The organism is Shewanella sp. GD04112, from assembly GCF_029835735.1.
Lineage (GTDB): Bacteria > Pseudomonadota > Gammaproteobacteria > Enterobacterales > Shewanellaceae > Shewanella.
In genome coordinates this window covers 4,170,192-4,193,020 of the sequence record NZ_JAOEAL010000001.1, presented here as the reverse complement: position 1 = coordinate 4,193,020, position 22,829 = coordinate 4,170,192, and the positions used below count along the sequence as shown (strand labels likewise).

Sequence of the window (22,829 nt, the reverse complement as noted above, 5' to 3'; positions counted from 1 at the left end):
CTGAGGCGTAATCGAAATTTTGGTACCTATGATTAACAGTCATTTATTCACTATTGCTGATATAAAGCTTTTATCTTGGCTTTTATTTCTTCTCTGATTTTTTTATGCAGGGGATTTTTAATTTGTCGTTTGTGATACACCAAATGATAGGGAATTAAATCGGTATTAATGGGGCAAGTTAATATTTGCAGATTTAATTTTGCTGCCCATTGCTCGGCAAAGGAGCGAGCGATAACGGCAATTGAATCACTCTGAGAAATATTCAAGGCAATGCTGGCAATCGAATGACAGATTAATGCCATTTTGCGTTCTTCAATGGGTTCGTTGGCAAAGAGTTCGAAGCCGCGGATCTTTTCCCACGTGCCGCTGTAAAACACATGCTCTTCACGATAAAAGGCGTCTTTTGTGATGCTTTGCTTAATCCGTGGATGGTCTTTTCGGCAAATCACCACTAAGGGCTCTAAGAGAATTTCCTCCACCAGAAATGCACTGTCTCGGGTCAACATACTATCGACAATAATGTCGGTTTTCTCTTGGCGTAGGTGTTCAAACAGCTGGTTTTTCTCCGGCGGGGATTCTTGCAAATTAATGTTATCAATGGGGAATAAGGTGTTTATCAGCGACTCATTACAGTAAACATTAAACTGCTTTCGCATATTCATCGCATTTTCGATGATGCTAAGGGCTTGGCGAAATGCGGGGATCAATTGTTGCCCTTTACTGGAGAGTTCGATTCCTCGACCTTGCTTGATAAAAAGGTTTTCGCCATAGCGATTTTCTAAGCGTTTAATTGCGGCGCTGATTGCGGGTTGCGTTAATTGTAAATGTTCAGCGGCTTTAGTGTAGGACTGGCATTCGGCCACGACTAAAAAGGTGCGCACTAAATTTAAATCCATAAATTTAAACCCATAATCTTCAATTCATAAATTTGATTTATGTATCTTAAAACATTTTGATGATTGTTTCTTGTACAAATTAGGTCTAGCCTGAGTGGGATGTTTATTTTTTGTGAGAGATGAGATCACCCCCAACCGTAAAAATGGAGTCTTTATGAGTACAGGAAAAAAACGCGCTCAAATAAGTTTGTGCTAAATGCCTGCACACTTGCTTTGGGCGCCGCGTCAGTGACAGCCTATGCTGCAGATAAACCAAATATTCTGGTAATTTTTGGTGATGATGTGGGTTACTGGAACTTAAGTACCTACAACAATGGAATGTTGGCATATAGCACGCCCAATATTGACAGTATTGCCGCAGAAGGAACTAAGTTTACTAACTTTTATGCTCAGCAGAGTTCTACCGCGGGTCGTAGTGCCTTTATTACTGGCCAGATGCCTAAGCGCACAGGTCTATCTAAAGTCGGTATGCCAGGCGCCCCCGAAGGGATTAGCGAAAAAGATCCCACCATTGCAACTATGTTAAAAAATTTAGGTTATGCAACGGGTCAATTTGGTAAAAACCACTTAGGCGACCGCGACGAGCATTTGCCGACTAACCATGGTTTCGACGAATTCTTTGGTAACTTGTACCACCTCAATGCCGAAGAAGAGCCTGAAAACGTCGATTATCCTAAAGATCCCGCCTTCCGTAAGAAGTTTGGCCCACGCGGCGTCATCCATTCTTATGCCGATGGCAAAATCGAAGATACAGGTCCACTAACCCGTAAGCGTATGGAAACCGTCGATGGCGAGTTCCTCGATGCGGCCGAAACCTTTATCGAGAAGCAAGTTAAGGCGGACAAACCCTTCTTCACTTGGTTTAACACCACGCGTATGCACAACTATACCCACGTGCCTGACTCCTATGCCGGTAAAACCGGTGCCGGATTCTATGCCGATGGTATGAAGCAGCACGACGATGAGGTGGGTAAATTACTGAAAAAGATCAAAGATCTGGGTGTAGATGATAACACTATCATCATCTACACTTCGGATAACGGTCCAATGGTCGACATGTGGCCTGATGCGGGTATGACGCCCTTCCGCAGTGAGAAAAACACTGGTTGGGAAGGGGCATTCCGTGTGCCTGGCATGATCAAATGGCCTGGACACATCAAGCCTGGAACCACTAAAAACGGTATGGTCTCTTTGGAAGACTTTTTCCCAACCTTAGTCGCCGCAGCGGGCGGTGAAGGGGTTGAGAAAGAATTACTCAAGGGTAAAAAGGTCGGTAAACAAACCTACAAAGTGCACCTCGATGGTTACAACCAACTGCCTTACTTCACCGATAAGACCCAAGAGTCAGCTCGTAAAGAGTTCGTCTACTGGAGTGACGACGGTGACTTATTGGCATTGCGTTACAACCAATTCAAGTTCCACTTCATGATCCAAGAACATGAAACGGGCTTTGCGGTTTGGCAATATCCATTCACTAAGCTGCGTGTACCTTTGATTTTCGACCTCAGTGTCGATCCATTCGAGAAGGGTGACAAAGGTATGGGTTACAACACTTGGATGTACGAACGTGCATTCTTGTTAGGCCCTGCCATGGCTAAAGTTGCTGAAGTGATGGAAAGCTTTAAAGAGTTCCCACCGCGGATGGAAGCTGGTACGTTTGTTCCTAGATAAACAAGCTGTTTTTTAAATAGAAATTGGCTGACGTTCATGTGAACGTCAGCCAATACAAGGAAGTCTGCATGGCGAAAACTTCAATGCGAGCATCAACGATACTCGATGTTGTACCGTTAAAATCAGCTGCAAAAGCACTTGGAGAGCATCCCGATTACCAACGTCGTTTCCACGTGATGGCTAAACCCGGTGGGGCGAAATGTAACATCGATTGCCAATACTGTTTTTATCTGCACAAAGAAGGCTTATTGCATCAGCCTAAGCAACCAGAGATGGATGATGCAACCCTTGAAGCCTTTATTAAAGGTTATATCGAAAGCCAAGATGGCGACGAAATCGTATTCTCATGGCAGGGTGGCGAGCCGACCCTGTTAGGCGTGGACTACTATCGCAAGGTCGTTCAGCTACAGAAAAAATATCAGCCCGTGGGCGTTAAAATTGAAAACGATCTGCAAACCAACGGCATTCTATTAAACGATGAGTGGTGCCAGTTTCTTGCCGAACATAATTTCCTCGTGGGTTTATCCATCGACGGTCCCGAAGAACTCCATAACAAATATCGTGTGACCCGCAGCGGCAAGCCAACCTTTCATTTAGTGATGGCTGCGGTCGAAAAACTCAAACAATACAAGGTGCGTTTTAATGCTTTAGTGACGGTTAACCGCCACAACGTAAAGTACCCGCTCGAAGTTTATCGCTTTGTCACCAAAGAGTTGGGCGCGACCTATATCCAGTTTAACCCTGTGGTCGAACCTAGCGATTTTAAAACCACGGCACCACAGTTTTGGAACAGCAGCATGGTACCCACGGTTGGCAGCGAGCTGGCAAAGCCTGGGCATCCTATGTCGGTGGTGACGGATTGGTCAGTCGATGCCGATGACTGGGGCAAGTTCCTTATCGTCACCTTTGAAGAGTGGATCAACAACGATCTTGGCCGAGTGCTGGTGAACCTGTTTGAGACGGCGGTTGCCCAAGTGATGGGTAAACCGGCGCAGCTTTGTATTACCGCTGAATTTTGCGGTAAGGGCTTAGCCATTGAACATAATGGCGATGTCTTTAGCTGTGACCATTATGTTTACCCCGAATATAAGATTGCCAATGTGCGAGAGCGTCCCTTAAATGAAATGGCGTTCTCAACTCGGCAATTAACCTTTGGTATGGCGAAGCGCGACTCGTTACCCCAATACTGTAAAGACTGCCCTTATCTCAAACTCTGTTGGGGCGAATGCCCTAAAAATCGCCTGCTGAAAACCCCAGATGGGGAGGAAGGGCTCAATTATCTGTGTCCAGGGATTAAAGCATTTTTCGATTATTCGTTGCCAATTCTGACGGGATTGGCCGTATTGCTAGGACAACCACATGGAACCAATGGCTAACACACAAACGCGTGCCCACGGGGATATTCTCGCCTTAATTGAACAGGTTGAATCTCAAGTCGTAGGGCAACGCACAGTGATCCGCAGTCTGACTTTGGGCCTACTGTGTAGCGGCCATGTGCTGCTCGAAGGTTTGCCCGGAACGGCAAAAACCCGCTCGGTTAAAGCCTTGGCCAATGCCTTGGCGATTTCCTTTGGCCGGATCCAGTTTACACCGGATCTCTTGCCCTCCGATGTGACGGGCACTGAGGTGCTTCACGAGGCTGAGGGTAAATCGACACTCAGGTTTCAGCCGGGGCCAGTGTTCAACCAAATCGTGCTGGCCGATGAAATTAACCGTGCCCCCGCCAAGGTGCAGGCGGCGCTGTTAGAGGCCATGGCCGAAGGCACTATTACCGTGGCGGGGCAAACCCATGTGCTGCCCGAACTCTTTATGGTGCTGGCGACGCAAAACCCCATCGAGCAGGAAGGCACCTATCCGCTGCCCGAAGCGCAGATGGACCGTTTTCTGATCAAAGCTTCGGTGGAATACCCTACAAAAGAAGCCGAGCGTGACATAGTGCGCCTCGTCCGCAGTGAGGAAAACGGCGTGTTTAGCGCCGAAAAACCGCAAACCATCACCATAGATCCCACCAGTATTCTCAAGGCGCGGCAGCAAATTGCGGCCGTGACGCTATCGGATATGGTGGAGAACTACATTATCGATTTAGTGATGGCGACGCGCCAGCCCGAGCAATATCCCCAGTCTAAGTTAGCCAGTTGGCTGATGATTGGCGCCAGCCCTCGGGCATCGATTGCGTTGGACAAATGTGCCCGTGCCTTGGCTTGGCTCAATGGCCGCGACCATGTGCTGGTGGACGATGTGCGTGAGGTGGCGATTTTAGTGTTGGGCCATAGGTTGAGCCTCTCCTACGAGGCATTAGCGGATGGGGTCAATCAGCGCGATCTGGTGCATGAACTGCTCGATGTGGTCAGTATTGGATAACGGCTATGGCGCTCGCATCTCTGGCCGCATCCTCTCGATCTCAGTCGTCCCTATCCTCTGCTAAGCAAGAGGATCCCCGTATCTATGCCAGTTTACCGCAGCTGGTGCGATTGCAGGGTCAGACGACGCAAATCAAACTGCTTAGCCTGCGATACTCTCGGGCGCACCTTTCTGGCCGTTATCAATCGCACCAGCGGGGACGCGGGCTGAACTTTGAGGAGCTGCGCCACTATCAACTGGGTGATGATATTCGCCAAATGGATTGGAAGGTTACCCAGCGCACGGGTAAGCCCCATGTGCGCAGTTACACCGAAGAGAAAGATCGCCAAGTGATCCTCTGCGTCGACCAACGTAGCTCCATGTATTTTGGCTCGGTGAGCCATATGAAATCCGTCGTGGCAGCCGAAATTGCGGCCTTAATGGGCTGGCTCGCGCTGGCCAATAATGACAGGGTTGGGCTGTTGATATCCGCGACTCAGCAGCTGCATTGGTGCTCGGCAAAGCGTGGTACGGCGCATTTTTTAATGGGATTAGATAGGCTTATCCAAGCCAATCATTCTCTGAGCGCGGCGAGCCGAGATAGCAAACGGGTAAGTTTCGCCCAGTGGATGCAAATCTTAAGTCAGCGCAGCCTCAAAGCCGCAACGCTAGTGATTGTCAGCGACTTTGCCGATGCCGATAACCAATCCCTCAAACAGTTAAAGTACCTGCAGCAGCATAATGATGTGCTGTGTATTTTTATCTCTGATCCGATGGAAACCCATGTGCCCGAGGATAGTGTTAGCAGCACTTGGGTGGTGGGTGATGGCCAATATCAGTTGGCATTACAGAAGGGACAACAAACGGCCGAGGTGAATAAGGCGCTGCAAAAACAATATCTTGAGAAACAAACCCAACTCAAAAATCTGATGGCAATGCAGCGTATGCCCTTTATTGAAATCGGCACTCAAGGCGATCATCTGCTGCAACTGGCTCGTACCCTGAGTGATATCCAATGACGGCAATCTTACTGTTTGGTGCAACTCAGTCTCCTCCCAGCAGCTACATGCTGAGGGAGTTAAAAGACGTGGCTCAGCCCGATCCTGTGAGCTGGTGGCCACAGACTCTGGGCTGGCAAATATTGCTGCTGGTATTGCTGCTGTATCTGGGTTATCGCCTGTATCTCAAGGGGATTTTCTGGTGGCGAAACCGTTACCGCCAGGAGGCGATAACGGCCTTGCTGAGTCTGTCGGCGGAGGATCCGCATTGGCCGACGCAGATGATGAAGATTATTAAAATCGTGATGGTCTACTTAGAGCCGAAAAATGCCTCCCTCTACGGTGCTCCCTTGCTCGAGCAGATGGGGCGTTACCATACGAAGGCTCACCTCGCGAACGACGAATCGTTTCAGCAGTGGCTAAAATGCCTTGAAGATCCTAATGCCGCTCGCCCCGATTTTAGCGCTGTGCGCCAAGGGCTAAGCCAGTGGTTAAGCGGGCATCAATTGCCGGAGGCTCGCCATGGATCAGCTTGAGTTTGCTTATCCTTGGGCGTTTATCCTGTTGCCGCTGCCCGTGCTGGTGTACTGGTTTGTGCCCGCGTACCGTAGCCGCGAAGACGCAATCAAAGTGCCGTTCTTTACCGAAATCCTTCGGGCATTGAACGAGACTCCCAAAGTTGCCGCTGGCCTGCTCAGCCCGAAACATTGGCAGCGGGGCATGCTGATCCTCTCTTGGCTGTTGATTGTCACCGCATTGGCTAAACCCAGTATCCTAGGTGAAGTGCAAACCCGCGAAGCCTTCGGGCGGGACGTCCTCATGTTAGTGGACTTGTCTGGCTCGATGGATGAGGCGGATTTTACCACCGCCGATGGCAGTACCTTAACCCGCTTAAACGCGGCGAAAAACGTCTTAAAAACATTTATCGCCAAACGCAGTGGCGACCGGTTTGGGCTGATCTTGTTTGGGGATGCCGCCTTTATCCAAACGCCATTTACCGCCGATCAGCAGGTGTGGTTAAGCTTGCTAGAGGAAGCGCAAACGGGGATGGCGGGGCAGAGCACCCATCTTGGCGATGCGATTGGTCTTGGCATTAAAGTGTTCGAGCAAAATCCGCAGCCATCGGAGCAGCAGGTGATGATAGTGCTGACCGATGGTAACGATACTGGCAGCTTTGTCGAACCCGTGGATGCCGCCAAGATTGCCGCCGCGAGAGGCATCAAGATTTACACTATCGCTATGGGCGATCCAACCCATGTGGGCGAGCAGCCAATGGATATGGAGGTGGTTCAAAGGGTGTCGCAGCTCACTCAGGCGCGCGCCTTTATTGCTATCGACCAAGCGGAATTGGATAAGGCGTATCAGCTGATCGATAAGCTAGAGCCGCAGCAATACAGCAGCGCCAGTTTCCGCCCGAAAATTACCCTGCATTACTATCTGATTGCCATTGTACTCGCCTTACACTTGTTGATTTTCAGTTGGATGACGCTGCGGCAAATGTTCAGCCGCACCGAGGTGGCCAATGAGTGATTGGCATTTAGAACTGCAAATGTTGGCGCAGTTTCATTTTATTCGGCCACTCTGGTTATTGACCCTCATTCCACTCGCCATTGTGCTGATGCTGCGTTGGCGCCGGGATGATGTGCAGCAGCGGTTGGTATTTTTTCCCAACCATTTGCGCAGTGCGCTCACGCTGAATCAAGGCGGTTGGCGCAGTCAATTACCTTTGAAAATCTTAATGTTATTGCTGTTATTGGCGGTGATTATCTGTGCGGGACCGACCTGGGAGCGCGAAGCGTCGCCCTTCGGCGAGGACGATGCCGCGCTGATGGTGTTGCTCGACAGCAGTGAGAGCATGAAACAGCAAGACGTGGCGCCGGATAGACTCAGTCGCGCTAAACATAAGATCTTGGATTTAATCGCGGCGCGAAGCGGCGGTAAGACGGGGTTGATGGTGTTTGCGGGCAGCGCCCATGTGGCTATGCCCGTTACCAGCGACGCTAAGGTGCTGCAGCCTTACCTTGAGGCGATCAGCCCTGAGGTGATGCCGTTATCGGGCAAGGCGGCGCAAACCGCACTGAGTCAGCTCGCTGAGCAATTACCCGCGAATGCGGGCAACAGTGTCTTACTGCTCACCGACGGCGTTGACCAACTCACTATCGATGCGTTTGAGCGGTATTTTACTGAGCAGTTTGAGAATCCTCCCTATCAATTGCTGATCTTGGCGATCGGCGATCCCGATGTTCAATCGCAGGTGCCAGTGGATGTTGATTCCCTTGCCAACTTGGCCGATAGCACGGGCGGCAGTCTGTACCGCATGACAATCGATGATGCGGATATTCAGGCACTTGAGCGCAAAATTGAGCGCTTTAGCATGCTAAATAATGACTCCAGCATGCCTTGGTTAGATGAGGGCTATTGGTTGCTCTGGCCCTTAGCCTTGCTCAGTTTGCTGTGGTTTCGCCGGGGCTGGTTGGTGAAGTGGAGCCTAGTGTTAGCGTTAACGCTACCGAGTATTGCGCCGCAACAGGCCTATGCCGAAATCACCGTTTCTAAGGCGGCCACTGAGCCCCAAGTGACACAAGTCAGCTTTGCCGAGCGGAGTTGGCAATGGTGGTTGGATCTGTGGCTAACGCCGGATCAACAAGGCGCACTCTGGTTTAATAGGGGCGAATTTGCCAAGGCGGCAGCGGCTTACCATTCGGTGCTCAACAAGGGCATCGCCTACTACTATGGCGGCGAGTATAAGCTCGCCCACTCGGCCTTTATGCAGGTACAAACCGATCTTGGCGCCTATTACGCCGCCAGCGCATTAGCTCGGCAGCGGGAATATATCGCGGCGCGTAAGCTATTGAGGACGCTGGCGAAAAAGCAGGATATTACTCCCGAGCTCAAAGCCGATATCGAGCATAATCTTAAGGTTATCCAAGGGCTTATCGATGAAATCAATCAAGCGAGCGCCTCCCAAGCCAACAGTATGGGCGATCAGGAAACCTCTATCGAATTGCCGGACGATCAGCCGCAGACCGCCGAAGGCGCCGATGAACAAACCTCACAGGATAAAATGCAGTCGCAAAACCTGACGGCGGAGCAGATGTTAGGCGATCCTAAATTGGCCGAAGTCTGGCTTAAGCGAGTCGAGGCTAATCCCGAACAATTTTTGCGGGCGAAGTTTCAGCTGCAAAATCTGCAACCTAAGGGCGAGCAGAGCACTGATAACGCCAAGGGAGGATTGCAGCCATGAGTCATGCAATCAGTGAACTGAGCAGCGACAAAACGCTATCTGGCAGCAGAGTGCGAGTGCCGATAAAGCCAGTCATCGGCGGTGCGAGATTGATGGCCATAAGAGTCATCGCGTTGATGTTCATCACTTTGATACTGAATGGTTTGTTGCTCGCAACCCATGCGCAGGCGGGCGATGCCCTACCAACCGAGCCCGCCACCGCGGTCAAAGTGAAGGCGTGGTTGGGTGAAAAACCGGATGCAACCCCCGATGGAACTGAAAAGCTATGGGCGCCGACGGAGCAGATATTGTTGCAGATTGAGGTGTCGACCAACCGCTGGTTTACCTCGGGCACTCAGATAAAGGGCATTGAAATCCCCAATGTGTTAGTGAAGCAACGCAATACCTTTGCCGTTAACTATACCGAGCAGGAAGACGGCCAGACTTGGTCGCGGCAGCGCTGGGAAATCGCCCTCTATCCACAAACCAGCGGTGATTTTAGCGTGCCAGAAGCCACAGTCATTACTCAGGTGGCTGGCGTCAATGGCGACAAACAAGCTGTCACGCTTACAACCCCTGCGATGGGATTTCGGGTGGCTCTGCCCAGTGCCGAGCTTGCCAGCACAAAGGCTTGGTTTGCGGCATCGGACGTCAAAGTGCAGCAGGAGTGGAGCCCAAATGAGGCTGAGGTGCTCAAGGTGGGGGATAGCCTAGTGCGCACCATTAATATTGAGGCCAATGATTCCCTATCTGTGTTGCTGCCCAATCTTATGCCGGCGCAAGCTTCTCCCGATTGGAAGCTGTATCCCAGTTCTCCCGAGCTGGTGGATAAACAAAGCCGTGAAGGTTATGTGTCGAGCCGAATCGATAGCCAAACCTACGTGTTGCAACATGGCGGCGATGTGAGCTGGCCCGAGTATCGACTCTGGTGGTGGAACACCCAAAGCGGTCAGTTGGAGCAGATAGTGTTGGAAGGGAAGAGTATTAAGGTCAAGCATACCCTGAGTTCTTGGTTGAAGTACCACGCATGGACACTGTTCACCCTGCTGTTAAGCGCGGCGATATTGGGGTTATTGATACGCTGGGTGAAAGCGTATTACCAAACCCATCCTATTCCTGTGTGGTTAGTGTTTTACCGCGCTCTGCGCCGCGGTGAGTGGCAAACCTGTCGAGCACTCTTGTACCGACGCTTACGTCGGCGCAAACAATTACTGGCGATGACAGCGGCATCCACTGAGCCCGATTGGCAGGCTGCTGCCCTGAGGTTACAAACCCATTCGACTCGTCGGGCGGATTTTATCTATCTCTGGAAGCGCATTAAGCAAGTCCGAATGGGGTTAGCTTTACCTAAGGCCCTCGTCGCATTAGAGAAACAACCCTTACTAACCGAAAAAGTAGCCGCTGGAAAAGTGTTATCCGAACCCAAAGCCTCTGAGTCATAGAGGGACATTACAGATAGTAATAAGGAGATACCCTGTGAGAATCATACGACTATACCGCAATTGGATGTTGTTACTCGTTAGTATGTTGCTGGTGGGGCAAGCTTACGCGGCCCAGAGTGACCCTTTGGCATCTTGGAACGATGGTAAGGCCAAGGCGGCCATTACACAGTTTGTGCAGCAAGTGACGGATAAGAACTCCCAATATTTTGTGCCAGAAGCCGAGCGGATCGCGACCTTCGACAACGACGGCACCCTATGGTCTGAACAGCCCATGTATTTTCAAGTGTTGTTTGCCCTCGACCGCCTCAAAACCCTAGCCCCAAGCCATCCCGAATGGAAAACCGAGGAACCCTTCGCCAGCGTGCTTAAGGGCGATGTGAGCAAGCTGCATACCGAAGACTTAGTGAAAGTGATTTATGCGACCCATTCCGGAATGAGCACCGATGAGTTCGATGCCATAGTGAAGGATTGGATTGCCACGGCCAAGCACCCCACCACAGGGAAAAAGTACACCGAAATGGTGTTCCAACCTATGTTAGAGCTGCTGGATTACCTGCGTGCTAATGGCTTTAAGACCTTTATCGTTTCCGGTGGCGGCACGGGTTTTATGCGGGCTTGGGTGGAAGGCGTTTACCATATTCCCCCTGAGCAAGTGGTGGGCAGCACCTTTGAGACCGAGTTCAGCTTGGTTGACGGTAAGCCGACATTAAAACGCATGCCAAATTTCTTAGTGAACGACGATAAAGAAATGAAAGTGCAGGAAATATATGAACGTATAGGCCGCAGACCCATAGCCGCTTTTGGTAATTCGGATGGCGACTTGGCCATGTTGCAATGGACCGCGGCGGGTGACGGCCTACGCTTACCTATGTATATCCACCATACCGATGATAAGCGTGAGTGGAAATATGATCGTGACTCTCATATCGGTCAGTTAAACAAAGGCTTAGATGAGGCAACGGCCAAAGGCTGGCCCATGGTCGATATGAAAGCCGATTGGAAGCGTATTTATCCCTAAGGCTTCTGATTGTCTGATGGGCTCTTAACCTCATCTTCTGAAAACAGTTCGTCGTGAATGGGTTTATCCAATCGGGATAAGCCCATTGTTATTTTTGCGCCCTAGCATCCACCTAAGGAGTATGGCGCGAGCACGCTATCTTCCCTAGAGTAGGCTAACTGAGATTGGATAACACAGGGATTGAATAAATGAATGATGAACAATACGAGAAGGGGCTGGAAGTGCGCCGCGCCGTGATGGGCGATAGTTTTGTCGATAAGGCCTTGAGCAGTGCCACGGATTTTACGCGTCCATTACAGGAGTTGGTGACAGCGAACTGCTGGGGCGAGGTTTGGGTGCGTGAGGGGCTTTCTCGGCAAACTCGCAGCCTCGTGACCATAGCGACGCTTGCCGCGTTAAAGGCATCGACCGAGTTAAAAGGCCATGTGCGCGGCGCGTTGCGTAACGGTTGCACAGTGGAAGAAATCCAAGAAGTGCTTTTACATTCAACTATGTATTGCGGCATGCCATCGGGCATTGAGGCCTTTAGGGCGGCAAAAGAAGTGATTGAAGAGTGGCAGGCTGAGCAGGCCAAGGTGTCGGGGCAGTCTTAATGTTTGCCCCCTGTGGCTTGTATCCTTTGAGTCATCAGGTGTCGAACCATCACCTGATGTGTGCGTACTTAGGATACCTTGCCAGAACGAGGGGATACTATTCGCTCGATGTTCAATGTTCGATGTTCAATAAGTGTGGCCTGAGTCTTTGCCCGAAGCTTGCGGCTCATACTCAGGCCAACGCTTGTTAGAGTCGTGGATCCGCCGATTGACTCTCGACTTGGCCGATAACCGTGATGTCACTTAAACTCGAGAGTGTGCCCCACTGCTGAATCGTCATCATGCCAGTGATTTCCTGCGCGGTGAAGCTCAAGCGCAGCCCGTCTTTGCGGTAATCCTGCGGCAGGTTTTTAGGCAATATTTTTTGGCCGTTGTCGGCGATAATGCCCCAGAATCCACCTTCTAAATTCATATACCTCACAGTGCCTTGCAGCATTACGCCTTCTCCTTGGGGTGAAATACTTGGCTTGATAAAACCTTTATCAGTCGACGTGTGAAGCTGCGGAGTGTCGCGCTTATCCACAGTGACCGTTTTTTCTTCGGTGGTCACTTTTGGGGGCGTGTCAGTTTGAGCTGCACTTGTTTGTGCCGTGTCCGTTTTGACAGAGCTTTGCGCGGCGGGTTTGTTCACATTCGGCGGATTTTGCGCCTGAGTCTGCTCTTGGCAACCGAGCAACAATACGGGCAATAGTAGTGCTAATAGGGGAGTATGTGGGCGCATCTTGCTTCCTCGTTGTCACTTTTAACCACTATGGCATGTCACAACACTCTAGCAAAGATTGTCCGCGAGGGGCGATAAGGTTTTTATATCTTTATGTAACAGCGTGGGATAGGAGATAAAGGTAAAGCGAATGTCGCTTTACCTTTTTAAGCCAGTGGGCAGGGCGATATTACTTTTGTAGCTGTGCCTTGGCGGCTTCAACCTTAGCGAAATCGAGACCTAGCTCGAGTACGGCTTCTTTGATTAACGCAGGATTTTGCATTACCAACGCCATCAGTTGCTGCAGTTTTTCGGGCGGGATCCCAAGCTGACCAATAATGCCCATCGCCATGAGAGGATTATCGGTTAATGCTTGAAAAAGCTTGTTAATTTTTGCATCAGTGACATTGTGTTCTTTTAAGATGGCAATAATGGGATTCATTGCAATACCTTGTCGAAGTTAACAGAAAACGGCGGCCATTTTATCACAGTTACGCCTAAGTGGTGGTACGGCCGTAACGTCACGGCTTATTTGCTGTAAACCTGATACCGCATGGATTGCCCTAAGCCGGTATTTTGATAATCCTTTCATAAATTAACAATCGTTAATCTATTTTGGCGATTCCAATCATCGATTTTAATAATTTCATATAGTTAGCACGCAGCACTACACTTTCTGACATCGATTGTGGTGACGGTTTCATGCATTACCCGAGATTTACACAACGAGACATGGGGTTGATGTTTGCCCTAATGCAGCAAACAAACGACACACATCTGTGCAGGCAGATATGTCCTTAACGAGAAGAAATAGGTAATTATCATGAAGAAAAGCACTATTCCAAGCTTGTCAGCGCTGACTTTGGCTATGTCGTTGGCATTTGGTGGCACCGCTATCGCACAAGAGCAAGTCACGGGTAATCAATTTTGGTGGCCTGAACAGCTAAACTTAAGCCCGCTACGTCAAAATGCAGTTGAATCAAATCCTTATGGTAGTGACTACCACTACGCTGAAGCTTTTAAATCCTTAGATCTCGACGCCGTTAAAAAAGACATCAAAGCCCTGATGACAGAATCTCAGGATTGGTGGCCATCAGACTATGGTCATTATGGTCCTTTCTTTATTCGTATGGCGTGGCACAGCGCGGGTGTTTATCGGATTTTTGATGGCCGCGGTGGTGCAGCCGGTGGTCAGCAACGTTTCGAGCCATTAAACAGCTGGCCAGATAACGTGAACTTAGATAAGGCGCGTCGCCTGCTGTGGCCTATCAAACAAAAATACGGCAGCAAGATTTCGTGGGGCGACTTAATGGTGCTTACGGGTAACGTGGCGCTGGAGTCTATGGGCTTTAAAACCTTTGGTTTTGCCGGTGGTCGTGTCGACGACTGGGAAGCGGAACAGGTGAACTGGGGTTCAGAGAAAGCGTGGCTCGATATCAAACGCCGCAATGAAAAGGGCGAACTGGCTAAGCCAATGGGCGCGACCCAAATGGGCTTAATTTATGTAAACCCTGAAGGCCCGAATGGTGTGCCAGATCCATTAGCCTCGGCGAAGGAAATCCGTGACACCTTTGGCCGTATGGCGATGAATGATGAAGAAACCGTGGCGCTGATCGCGGGTGGTCACACCTTTGGTAAGGCACACGGCGCGCATGATCCCTCTAAATGTGTCGGTGCCGATCCCGCCGCTTCCGGTGTTGAGGCACAAGGTTTAGGTTGGAAAAACAAGTGCGGTAAAGGCCACTCGGAAGATACAGTTACCAGCGGTTTAGAAGGCGCTTGGTCTGTTAATCCAACGGCGTGGACCATGCAGTATTTAGAAAACCTCTATGGTTTCGATTGGGTACAAACGAAGAGCCCAGCAGGCCATATTCAGTGGATCCCTAAAGATGGCAAAGGGGCTAACTTAGTACCGGATGCCCATGATAAATCCAAGCGCCATGCGCCAATTATGTTCACTAGCGATATTGCGCTGAAGGAAGATCCAAGCTATCGCGAGATCACCACTCGTTTCCTTAAAAATCCAAAAGAGTTTGAGCTGGCCTTTGCTAAGGCATGGTTTAAGTTAACTCACCGCGATATGGGACCCAAGGCAAGGTACTTAGGTGCCGATGTACCTGCGGAAATGTTGATTTGGCAGGATCCTATCCCAGCCCTTGATCACTCTGTAATCGATAACGCCGATATCAAAGCCTTAGGTAACAAAATCTTGGCTTCTGGCTTAACGGTCCCCGAATTGGTGAGAACCGCATGGGCTTCGGCCAGCAGCTTCCGCGGTACCGATATGCGTGGTGGTGCAAACGGCGCGCGCATTCGTTTAGAGCCTATGATGAACTGGCGGGCGAACAATCCTAAAGAGTTAGCTAAGGTGCTGGCTAAATTGGAGAAAGTTCAAAAGGACTTCAACAGTTCACTGACAGGTGGCAAGAAGGTTTCGCTGGCCGATGTGATTGTTCTGGGCGGTAGCGTGGCGGTCGAAAAGGCTGCGAAAGAGGCGGGTGTGACTGTCTCTGTGCCATTTACTCCAGGACGTATGGATGCGACTCAGGCGCAAACCGATGTGTCATCCTTCGCGGTTCTTGAGCCAACCGCCGATGGTTTCCGTAACTATTATTCGAAGGACAGCAGCCATTCTCCTGCCGAGATGCTGATTGAACGTGCGAACATGCTCAATCTGACCGTGCCAGAAATGACTGTGCTGGTAGGTGGTCTGCGTGCCTTAGATGCCAACAGCGCTGGCGTGAAACACGGGGTGTTTACCGATAAACCTGGCACCTTAAGCAATGACTTCTTCGTTAACTTGCTCGATATGTCGACCAAGTGGAGCAAGTCAGAGAAGCAAGAAGGTATCTACGAAGGGCAAGATCGTAAGAGCGGTAAACTGAAATGGACCGCGACTCCCGTCGATTTAGTCTTCGGTTCGCACTCAGAGCTGCGCGCCGTGTCTGAAGTGTACGGCGCTCAAGATGGACAAGACAGATTCGTGCAGGACTTTATCAAAGCCTGGAATAAGGTGATGAACGCCGATCGCTTCGATATCTAAGCGGCGTTGACTCTGGGTTTTATCACCCGTGAGTTCAACTATCATAAGTCCATCCGTGCCCTGTGCATGGGTGGACTTTTCTCTTTCTATCCTCATTTAACTTGAAATGAGTTTTCGCTGAAGACCTCGCTTGTTGGCCTTAGGCGTTTCCTTATGCCGCTTTGCCAAGTAGTATCGGGGGAAATCTCTTTACAGTGAAACGAATATGCTCTCAACATCTCGCCCCCATTTGGCAAGGCCACAGCGCCGCTCACGTATGCCCACTAGTTTGGGGCTGCGGCAACAGGGTTTTACCGGTGTTCAAGTCTTGTTGATGATACTGGTGACCATAGTACTCACCGTGGGGATTACCTTTTTTGTCGTTCGCAGTTATATCTTCCCTAAACCGTTGACGCCTGTGAGTTTATCAACCAAAGAAGAGGCCAAGCTTGAGGATAAACTCAGTCAGTTAGGTTGGCAGCCAGAGCGTAAGGCCTCGACTCAGGCAAAGGCTCCGACTAAGTCGTCCTCGAGTGACGATTTACAACCCGAACCCTACCACGAGCGCGCTGAAGATCGGCAAGTGAGTTTTAGCGAGCGTGAAGTCAATGCCATCATTGGCCGTAATCCCGACTTTGCACAGCGTATTGCCATTGATTTCTCAGATAATTTAGCCAGTGCCAAAATCCTCGTGCCGATCCCAAGGGACTTTCCTGTGATGGCGGGGGAGATTTTACGGGTCAATGCTGGGCTCGATATCCATCTCGATGCCAATCGTCGTCCGAGTGTGTCTTTGGTGGGCGTAAGCTTGATGGGCGTACCTATTCCTAATGCTTGGTTAGGCAATATGAAGAATGTCAATCTTGTCAGTGAGTTTGGCGACAGAGGCTTTTGGAATGCCTTTGCCGACGGTGTCGAAGATATTCAAATTCGCGAGGGCGAGTTGTATATCAAATTACGCCCCTAAACCGTTTTATATCTGTCCCTTTGCATAAAGTCGAAGGGACAAAAACGATAACAGCTTGTTAGACTTGGATAAAAATCATCCCAAAGGACGTATTCAATGCAGCATCACACCACAGACTCTCAGGCGATAGCCGTTAAGGGATTACGCTACGGCCGCGGTAATGAACTGTTAGTGGTTGAAGATTGGCAGTTAATGCCTGCTCAGCATTGGGCGATTTTTGCGACCGACAGCTATAGCGGCTCACTGCTTGGGCGAATATTGGCGGGGGATATTCAGCCCGATGCGGGACAAATTACCGGCTTGCCCGCGCGAATTGGCTGGGTGTCACTCGGTTTGCAACAGGCGCTGCTGGAGCGGGAATTAGAAAAGGATGAACTCGATTACGGTTCGACGGTCGAGTCACTGGTGCAGGAATGCTGCCTTCACGATGAACACTTGGCACCTATTTTACTGAAAGTCGAGTTAACGCATTTAAAGCATCGCGGGTTTCGGCAGTTATCGACCGGTGAAACCCGGCGGGTGATGTTAGCGCGGGCGCTGGCAACTGAGCCTGAATTGCTGATTTTAGATGACCCTTACGCAGGGCTGGATATCGCCCATCAACTTAGCCTGTCGCAGCTGCTGGTGGAGGTTGCTGAACATACGCAGCTACTCATTATCACCTCACGCCAAGAAGAATTGCCACCCTGTATTAGCCATGTGGCGCTGTTTAATAGCGATATGCTCAAATCGGGTCAGCATGTACATCAACTGAGCGCGCCCATGTCGATTGAACAGTGGCAAACACATCCTGTGATGGCACAGCTTAATGCGCTTTCGGCCAGTCGCAGCGCCGAACTTTTGGCATTGATGGAGCGTCAACGTCACAATGCCGAGGCGTTTGATCCCATAGTCGACATTAAAAACGGCAAGGTCGAATATGTCAGCGGCTTGATTTTTAAAGGGGTGAATTGGCGGATTCGTGCGGGCCAGCATTGGCAAGTGCGAGGACCCAATGGCTGTGGCAAGAGCACTCTGCTCGGGCTGATTTTGGGCGACCATCCCCAGTGCTACAGCAATGACATTACCCTCTTTGGCCGACCCCGTGGCAGTGGTGAGAGTATTTGGCAGATTAAACAACGGATTGGCATAGTGTCGTCGGCATTGCATTTACAGTACCGCGTCAGTTGCTCGGCGCTCGATGTTTTGTTATCGGGTTTTTACGATTCCATTGGCCTGTATCACAAGCCCACTAAACCCCAATTGGATCTGGCCAAGGAATGGTTAGCGATATTGCATATGAGCGAGTTTGCCAGCACGGGCTTTAAAAAACTGGATTACGGCCAACAGCGGCTATTGCTCATAGGTCGTGCCTTGATTAAACAGCCGTTATTGTTGATTTTGGATGAGCCATATCAAGGGCTCGACTTTATCAATCGCACCTTAGTGATGCGGGCTTTGGACATGATTGCCGAGCACCATCTTAGTCAATTGCTCTATGTCTCCCACCATAGGGAAGATGCTTTACCCGCCATCAAGAACTTTGTCGATTTTATCAAGCAGGATGAAGGTTATTCGGTGGAGGTGAGTTATGGAGCTGATTCATAAGCGATTTCATCTTTCGAACTAAAACTTATCATTTCTATAAACAAAACTGTGATGACTCCCTCGGTTTAGATGCCCTAAATGACAATAATAGTTTTTGGCGTACGCCAAAAACTATTCGAGGTGAACAGACTATTACTTTCTGTGCACCGACATTTGCCCTGAGGTGCAATCATAGATGCCAAGACCCAAAAAGTGCCGTCAATTATCGAGTTGCGTGCCCTGTAGCTTATTTAAACCTAATGGCATACCGGCGGCTAACTTACCTCAGATCCTCCTCGCCGCCGACGAGTTCGAAGCCCTAGAACTTGGCGATGTTCAGCGTCTGAGTCAGCTTGAGGCCGCCGCTCAAATGGGGATCTCACGGCAAACCTTTGGTTATCTACTTGCCAGTGCCCGTAAAAAAGTGGCGACCGCTGTCACCCAAGGGCTGGTGCTGAAGTTACCTGTTTCAAACGATAAGGACCCAGTATGATTATCGCCCTTCCTATTAGTCGTGGACGGCTTGCCAGCCATTTTACTAAGGCGCAGCAAGTGAGCTTTTACGATGAAAATCATCAGCTTTTACTTTCTATCCCTAATCCCGCCCTTGGCGGCAATTGCCAAGATAAAAAAGCCTTGTTAGATGCCATTCGCGCCCAGAAAACCGATATTGTGGTGGTGCAACATATTGGCGAGCGGATGTTAGGTAAATTGCTTGATGCCGGGATTAGCGTTAGCCAAGGGGATAATCAACTCTCGATAGTGGCTCTGCTCGCCCAGAGTCGGGACGTGAACTTGCGTTTAACTGCGGCATCACAGGGGCGTGCATCCCTAAAACATCTAGCCAAGGGTGGATGCTGTGGTACTAAAGGGGGCTGTGGTTGCAGCGGTAAAACCACTAACGCTAAGTTAAGTCCGGCAACGATGGGATTATCTTGCTTGACGCCGCCAATCTCTGGCTCGCCCATTCAGTACAGTGGCTTTAGACAGTTACAAAAATAGCGCTAACCTAAGGCTGGTTCTCATCGATTAATCCATAGGGGCGGGTAATCGCCCCTTTGAGCTCGCCGAGGGAAAACACCTTCGAAAAACGCCCAAAGCTTTTGCCGTAAAATACCGTTTCTACCACTGGCAAACTAAAGACATGGTAGCTGGCGGCAATCTCACCTTGGGCTTCACAATCGATATACGCCAGCACCATTTGGGGAAACTCCCTCGCCAACAAATCCGCAATCTGAGGCTTAAGGGCCTGACACACACCACAGCTTGGCGCCCCAAAGAGGAGTAAAACAGCCGCATAATGCTTTAGTAGAGTGTCGAGTTGCTCGGACGTTTCAATGGTATGGATTTGGGCGTTAGGCATGGAGTGTCCTGTGGAATACGGCTTACAAACTGATGGGGATAACCATCCCAAGCTTACTACACTGCAACGGCTAAATGTACTCAGAGCTGACAGGTGAAGCATAAGCCGTGCTGAGCTTTTCAACTCAGCGACTTAGTTTTTATTTGGTGTTGAGTCAGAGCCGGTATATCGCCTTCATGCATATTAAAACAAAGACTGACTGCACCATTGGCGCTCGCAGGGGATCCCATCGCCATCACCATCCATTTGGGTATTCGGACAGTTATTGATGTAAAACGTGGCTTCGGCGCAGGAACTCATTTGGCTGCAATGGGTTTTACCTGCCTCGCAGCGAAATTGAGTTTTAGGCGCTGATAGCGGCTGGGTTTGAGGCTCATACAGGGGCGTTGTTTCTATCTCTGTGTTATTAGGGCTCTGAGCTATCTCAAATTCGGTATATTTTTTAAAACCAAATATCCCGATGCCAAAGATTAATAACAGTGGCAGCAGGGTATTTGATAGGGAGCGACTCGGGGGATTTGAATTGCGGCGTGGGCTTTTACTGGTGTTAGCTAATACGGCGACCCCTTCGATAGAGGCCTTGATGGCTTTCACTTTGCCATCGTTTTGTACTTCGGTGCGATACAGAATGCTATCGCCAACCTGAGGTTTTCTCGCCATGTGCTTAAGCACGGTAATATGGATAAAGACGTCTTTACCCTGTTGTTCCGGTTGAATAAACCCGAACCCTTTTTCATCGTTCCAACGAACTAAAATGCCTCTTTCCATGAGTTTGCTCTAAGTGCTTTATTTGCGTTCTTTATATGTGGGATTGACCTTAAGGTCAATGATGATATTTGAGATGAGACAGAGATTATTGCACCAGCTTGTTGGCTTTTTTAACCACATACATGGCTTGATCCGCATAGTTGATCAGGCTCTTGGCATCGGTGCCGTGGCAGGGATAAATGGCCGAGCCTATGCTCACTCCAATATGCAATTTATGTTTATGGATAATGTAAGGTGCCGTGAGTGCTTGGGTGATTTTGCGGATCAAAATGGGCACACTTTCCTCATTGGGTAAGTGTTCCAACAGAATCACAAACTCATCACCGCCGAGACGAGTGATGGTATCTATTTGCCGAATGCTGCCTGTGAGCCGTTTCGCCACTTCCTGCAATAACTTATCGCCGACATCGTGGCCAAACTCATCGTTGACTGGTTTGAAGTTATCTAAGTCGAGAAACAGAATGGCAAAGATCCCATCGGATCGCTGCGCATGCACGATCGCCTGCTCCAATTTAGTATGGAATAACACCCGATTGGGAAGATTGGTGAGGGCATCGTGGTGGGCAATGTGGCGTAAATGTTCTTCTTCTGCTTTGCGCTCAGAAATATCGGTTATCACAATTACGAAGTGAGTCAGTCGGTTATGCTCATTCCGTACCGTGTTAATCCGCACACTTAAGGGCAGATAACCCGATTGGGTTTCCTTGATTAGTTCACCCTGCCATTGCTCCCCCTGTTGTAACAGATTGCACATGGCCTGATAGGCATCTTCGTTCGGATGCCCCGTATTGATAAAGCGTGAGGCATCTTGATGTAAACTTTGCTCAGTCAATCCGGTTATATCGGTAAATGCCTGATTGATAGAGATAATGCTCATCAGCGGATCTGTGATTATGATACCGTCCGTGCTGGCATTAAACACGGTTGCAGCCAGTCTCAGTTTATCTTCGGCCTGCTTACTGCTGGTCAAATCCATAAAATAGGCGACCCCTTCCTGGGTGCTGCTATTTAAAAAGCTTGCACCAAGCATGACTGGCACATGGGCACCCGTTTTACTAATAAGCTGTTTTTCATACTGATGACAGTGGCCAAGTTCGATAAGCTCGGCGATTGCGATGTTATCCCTCGCCTCAAACTCAGGTGGCGTGAGTGAGCGCCAGTTGATCAGACCCGCGGCTAAGTCTTCACGGTCAAAACCTAACATATTGAGAAAATGATCATTGGCATCGTGGATGGTGCCATCGAGCTGCCATGAAATAATGCCTATGGTGTCGGAGTTTTTAAGACTGCTAAATCGTGACTCACTGATTAATAGCTGTTTTTCAGATTTTGCAATGTTACGGATGATCTGCCTGCTGGCCAAAATACCTATGCTGATAAAGAGTAAGACGACTCCTAAGCTGATTAGCCAGGTAATGCGTTTTACCCAGCGAGCGCCTTCGCTAAGCACTAAGGAGAATTCAATTTCTAAACTGAGTAGTTCTTCATTTAACTGGATAAGCTGCTGGCGATATTGGCTAAGGTCTGGTGGACTGCCACCAAATTGGGAAACCTCATCGTGCATCGAGTCTGCCAATAACATCATAGTGTTAAATCTTTCGTCGGCGAGGGTCCAAATCTCTACTGCCCGTTGCATATAGTGAGTGCGGTTAAAATGCCGAAAAAACCAAATTAAAGATTCAGTATCCCTTTCATCATTCAAACCTTGGATAAAGCCTTCTTTGGCCTTTAACTCATCTATTGGCGAGGCGAGTAGGGCCTCGCGAGCTTGCCTGTCGCCTAGCATCACAGCCGTTGCTGCAAGATAACGTTGATAGTCGACTTCGTTTTTGTTGTAGGAATAGTGGATAAGGTAAAACGTGGCATCTTTTTGCGCTTTGGCCCAGAGTCCTTCGCCCCTGACATAGGTGCGCACCCCATCGAAAATATTGCCCTGAATATAGACGAGGACGACGAGGGTGATACAGATCCCGATAAACATGCCAATAATCAACAGTACCTTAGCGACGGTAGAGCGCGACTGTTGCTGCAATGTACCTATGAGTTGCCTTAACTTGCCACTCATCCTGAACTCCTAGCGCCACGGCTAGGTTGGCGAGGAAAAGATAGGCGCATGTTAAGTTGAAGATGGTTATTAACCTGTTGGTTTTTCATCTGTTCCTTGGATAGTCTTTATCGCAGTAGGCGATAGTGGTCCCCATAATTAACTAATTTGGTCTCCCTATTTCGCAGAATTAAGTATGACTGTAGCAAAGGCTAAAG

Annotated in this window: 21 protein-coding genes; 15 read left to right on the top strand and 6 right to left on the bottom strand. The window is 49.6% G+C overall.

All coding sequences use genetic code 11. The annotated features are described in order from the left end of the window. Positions 1-50: 50 nt before the first annotated feature. Positions 51-896: a LysR family transcriptional regulator gene (locus tag N7386_RS18435; RefSeq protein ID WP_279770263.1), complete on the bottom strand. Its 846-nt coding sequence runs from the start codon at positions 894-896 to the stop codon at positions 51-53. 189 nt (positions 897-1,085) lie between these two features. Here N7386_RS18435 and N7386_RS18430 point away from each other — a divergent pair, with 189 nt between their 5' ends. The 10 genes from N7386_RS18430 to N7386_RS18385 all read left to right on the top strand — a co-directional run bounded on the left by N7386_RS18430 (position 1,086) and on the right by N7386_RS18385 (position 12,181). After that, positions 1,086-2,567, top strand: coding sequence for an arylsulfatase (locus N7386_RS18430; RefSeq protein ID WP_279770261.1), 1,482 nt, complete (start codon positions 1,086-1,088; stop codon positions 2,565-2,567). A gap of 68 nt (positions 2,568-2,635) precedes the next feature. Beyond that, positions 2,636-3,943, top strand: coding sequence for an anaerobic sulfatase maturase (locus tag N7386_RS18425; RefSeq protein ID WP_011624122.1), 1,308 nt, complete (start codon positions 2,636-2,638; stop codon positions 3,941-3,943). Beyond that, entirely contained in the window at positions 3,927-4,928 is a 1,002-nt protein-coding gene (locus N7386_RS18420) for a MoxR family ATPase (protein ID WP_279770257.1), read from the top strand. Before N7386_RS18425 ends, N7386_RS18420 begins: the two co-directional genes overlap by 17 nt. Before the next feature lie 5 nt (positions 4,929-4,933). Further along, on the top strand, positions 4,934-5,926 hold the full coding sequence (locus N7386_RS18415) for a DUF58 domain-containing protein (protein WP_279770256.1): 993 nt from the start codon (positions 4,934-4,936) through the stop codon (positions 5,924-5,926). Then, positions 5,923-6,441 carry a DUF4381 domain-containing protein gene (locus N7386_RS18410; protein ID WP_089066922.1) on the top strand — a complete coding sequence of 173 codons (519 nt, stop codon included), beginning with the start codon at positions 5,923-5,925 and terminating at the stop codon, positions 6,439-6,441. Before N7386_RS18415 ends, N7386_RS18410 begins: the two co-directional genes overlap by 4 nt. Further along, a complete protein-coding gene (locus N7386_RS18405; RefSeq protein ID WP_279770253.1) occupies positions 6,428-7,435 on the top strand; it encodes a VWA domain-containing protein in 1,008 nt (335 codons plus the stop codon). Before N7386_RS18410 ends, N7386_RS18405 begins: the two co-directional genes overlap by 14 nt. Beyond that, on the top strand, positions 7,428-9,149 hold the full coding sequence (locus N7386_RS18400; RefSeq protein ID WP_279770252.1) for a VWA domain-containing protein: 1,722 nt from the start codon (positions 7,428-7,430) through the stop codon (positions 9,147-9,149). Before N7386_RS18405 ends, N7386_RS18400 begins: the two co-directional genes overlap by 8 nt. After that, complete coding sequence (locus tag N7386_RS18395; RefSeq protein ID WP_279770251.1) at positions 9,146-10,570, top strand: hypothetical protein; 1,425 nt, start codon at positions 9,146-9,148, stop codon at positions 10,568-10,570. Before N7386_RS18400 ends, N7386_RS18395 begins: the two co-directional genes overlap by 4 nt. 34 nt (positions 10,571-10,604) lie before the next feature. Continuing rightward, entirely contained in the window at positions 10,605-11,588 is a 984-nt protein-coding gene (locus N7386_RS18390; RefSeq protein ID WP_279770250.1) for an HAD family hydrolase, read from the top strand. A gap of 188 nt (positions 11,589-11,776) precedes the next feature. Then, positions 11,777-12,181, top strand: a complete 405-nt coding sequence (locus N7386_RS18385; RefSeq protein WP_089066927.1) for a carboxymuconolactone decarboxylase family protein — start codon at positions 11,777-11,779, stop codon at positions 12,179-12,181. A gap of 187 nt (positions 12,182-12,368) precedes the next feature. Here the strand turns inward: N7386_RS18385 and N7386_RS18380 are convergent, their stop codons facing one another. Further along, positions 12,369-12,902 (bottom strand): hypothetical protein, encoded by a 534-nt coding sequence (locus tag N7386_RS18380; RefSeq protein WP_279770247.1) that lies wholly within the window; start codon positions 12,900-12,902, stop codon positions 12,369-12,371. A 169-nt stretch (positions 12,903-13,071) separates the two neighbouring features. Further along, the gene (locus N7386_RS18375) at positions 13,072-13,323 is read right to left on the bottom strand and encodes a DUF2999 family protein (protein WP_279770245.1); all 252 of its coding nucleotides are present in this window, start codon (positions 13,321-13,323) and stop codon (positions 13,072-13,074) included. A 381-nt stretch (positions 13,324-13,704) separates the two neighbouring features. Between N7386_RS18375 and katG the strand changes: the two genes are divergently transcribed. The 5 genes from katG to N7386_RS18350 all read left to right on the top strand — a co-directional run bounded on the left by katG (position 13,705) and on the right by N7386_RS18350 (position 19,438). After that, complete coding sequence (katG, locus tag N7386_RS18370; protein WP_279770243.1) at positions 13,705-15,924, top strand: catalase/peroxidase HPI; 2,220 nt, start codon at positions 13,705-13,707, stop codon at positions 15,922-15,924. A 205-nt stretch (positions 15,925-16,129) separates the two neighbouring features. After that, a complete protein-coding gene (locus tag N7386_RS18365; RefSeq protein WP_279770241.1) occupies positions 16,130-16,870 on the top strand; it encodes an arginine N-succinyltransferase in 741 nt (246 codons plus the stop codon). Between the two features lie 96 nt (positions 16,871-16,966). Then, a complete protein-coding gene (locus N7386_RS18360; RefSeq protein ID WP_279770239.1) occupies positions 16,967-18,457 on the top strand; it encodes an ATP-binding cassette domain-containing protein in 1,491 nt (496 codons plus the stop codon). Positions 18,458-18,632: 175 nt separating this feature from the next. Next, positions 18,633-18,929: a DUF134 domain-containing protein gene (locus tag N7386_RS18355; RefSeq protein ID WP_279770237.1), complete on the top strand. Its 297-nt coding sequence runs from the start codon at positions 18,633-18,635 to the stop codon at positions 18,927-18,929. Next, a complete protein-coding gene (locus N7386_RS18350) occupies positions 18,926-19,438 on the top strand; it encodes a NifB/NifX family molybdenum-iron cluster-binding protein (protein WP_279770235.1) in 513 nt (170 codons plus the stop codon). Before N7386_RS18355 ends, N7386_RS18350 begins: the two co-directional genes overlap by 4 nt. 7 nt (positions 19,439-19,445) lie before the next feature. Here N7386_RS18350 and N7386_RS18345 read toward each other — a convergent pair whose 3' ends face one another. The 3 genes from N7386_RS18345 to N7386_RS18335 all read right to left on the bottom strand — a co-directional run bounded on the left by N7386_RS18345 (position 19,446) and on the right by N7386_RS18335 (position 22,632). Continuing rightward, entirely contained in the window at positions 19,446-19,799 is a 354-nt protein-coding gene (locus N7386_RS18345) for a thioredoxin family protein (RefSeq protein WP_279770233.1), read from the bottom strand. Between the two features lie 183 nt (positions 19,800-19,982). Then, positions 19,983-20,567, bottom strand: coding sequence for an excalibur calcium-binding domain-containing protein (locus N7386_RS18340; RefSeq protein WP_279770232.1), 585 nt, complete (start codon positions 20,565-20,567; stop codon positions 19,983-19,985). Between the two features lie 85 nt (positions 20,568-20,652). Then, positions 20,653-22,632 (bottom strand): sensor domain-containing diguanylate cyclase, encoded by a 1,980-nt coding sequence (locus tag N7386_RS18335; RefSeq protein WP_279770230.1) that lies wholly within the window; start codon positions 22,630-22,632, stop codon positions 20,653-20,655. Between the last annotated feature and the right edge of the window lie 197 nt (positions 22,633-22,829).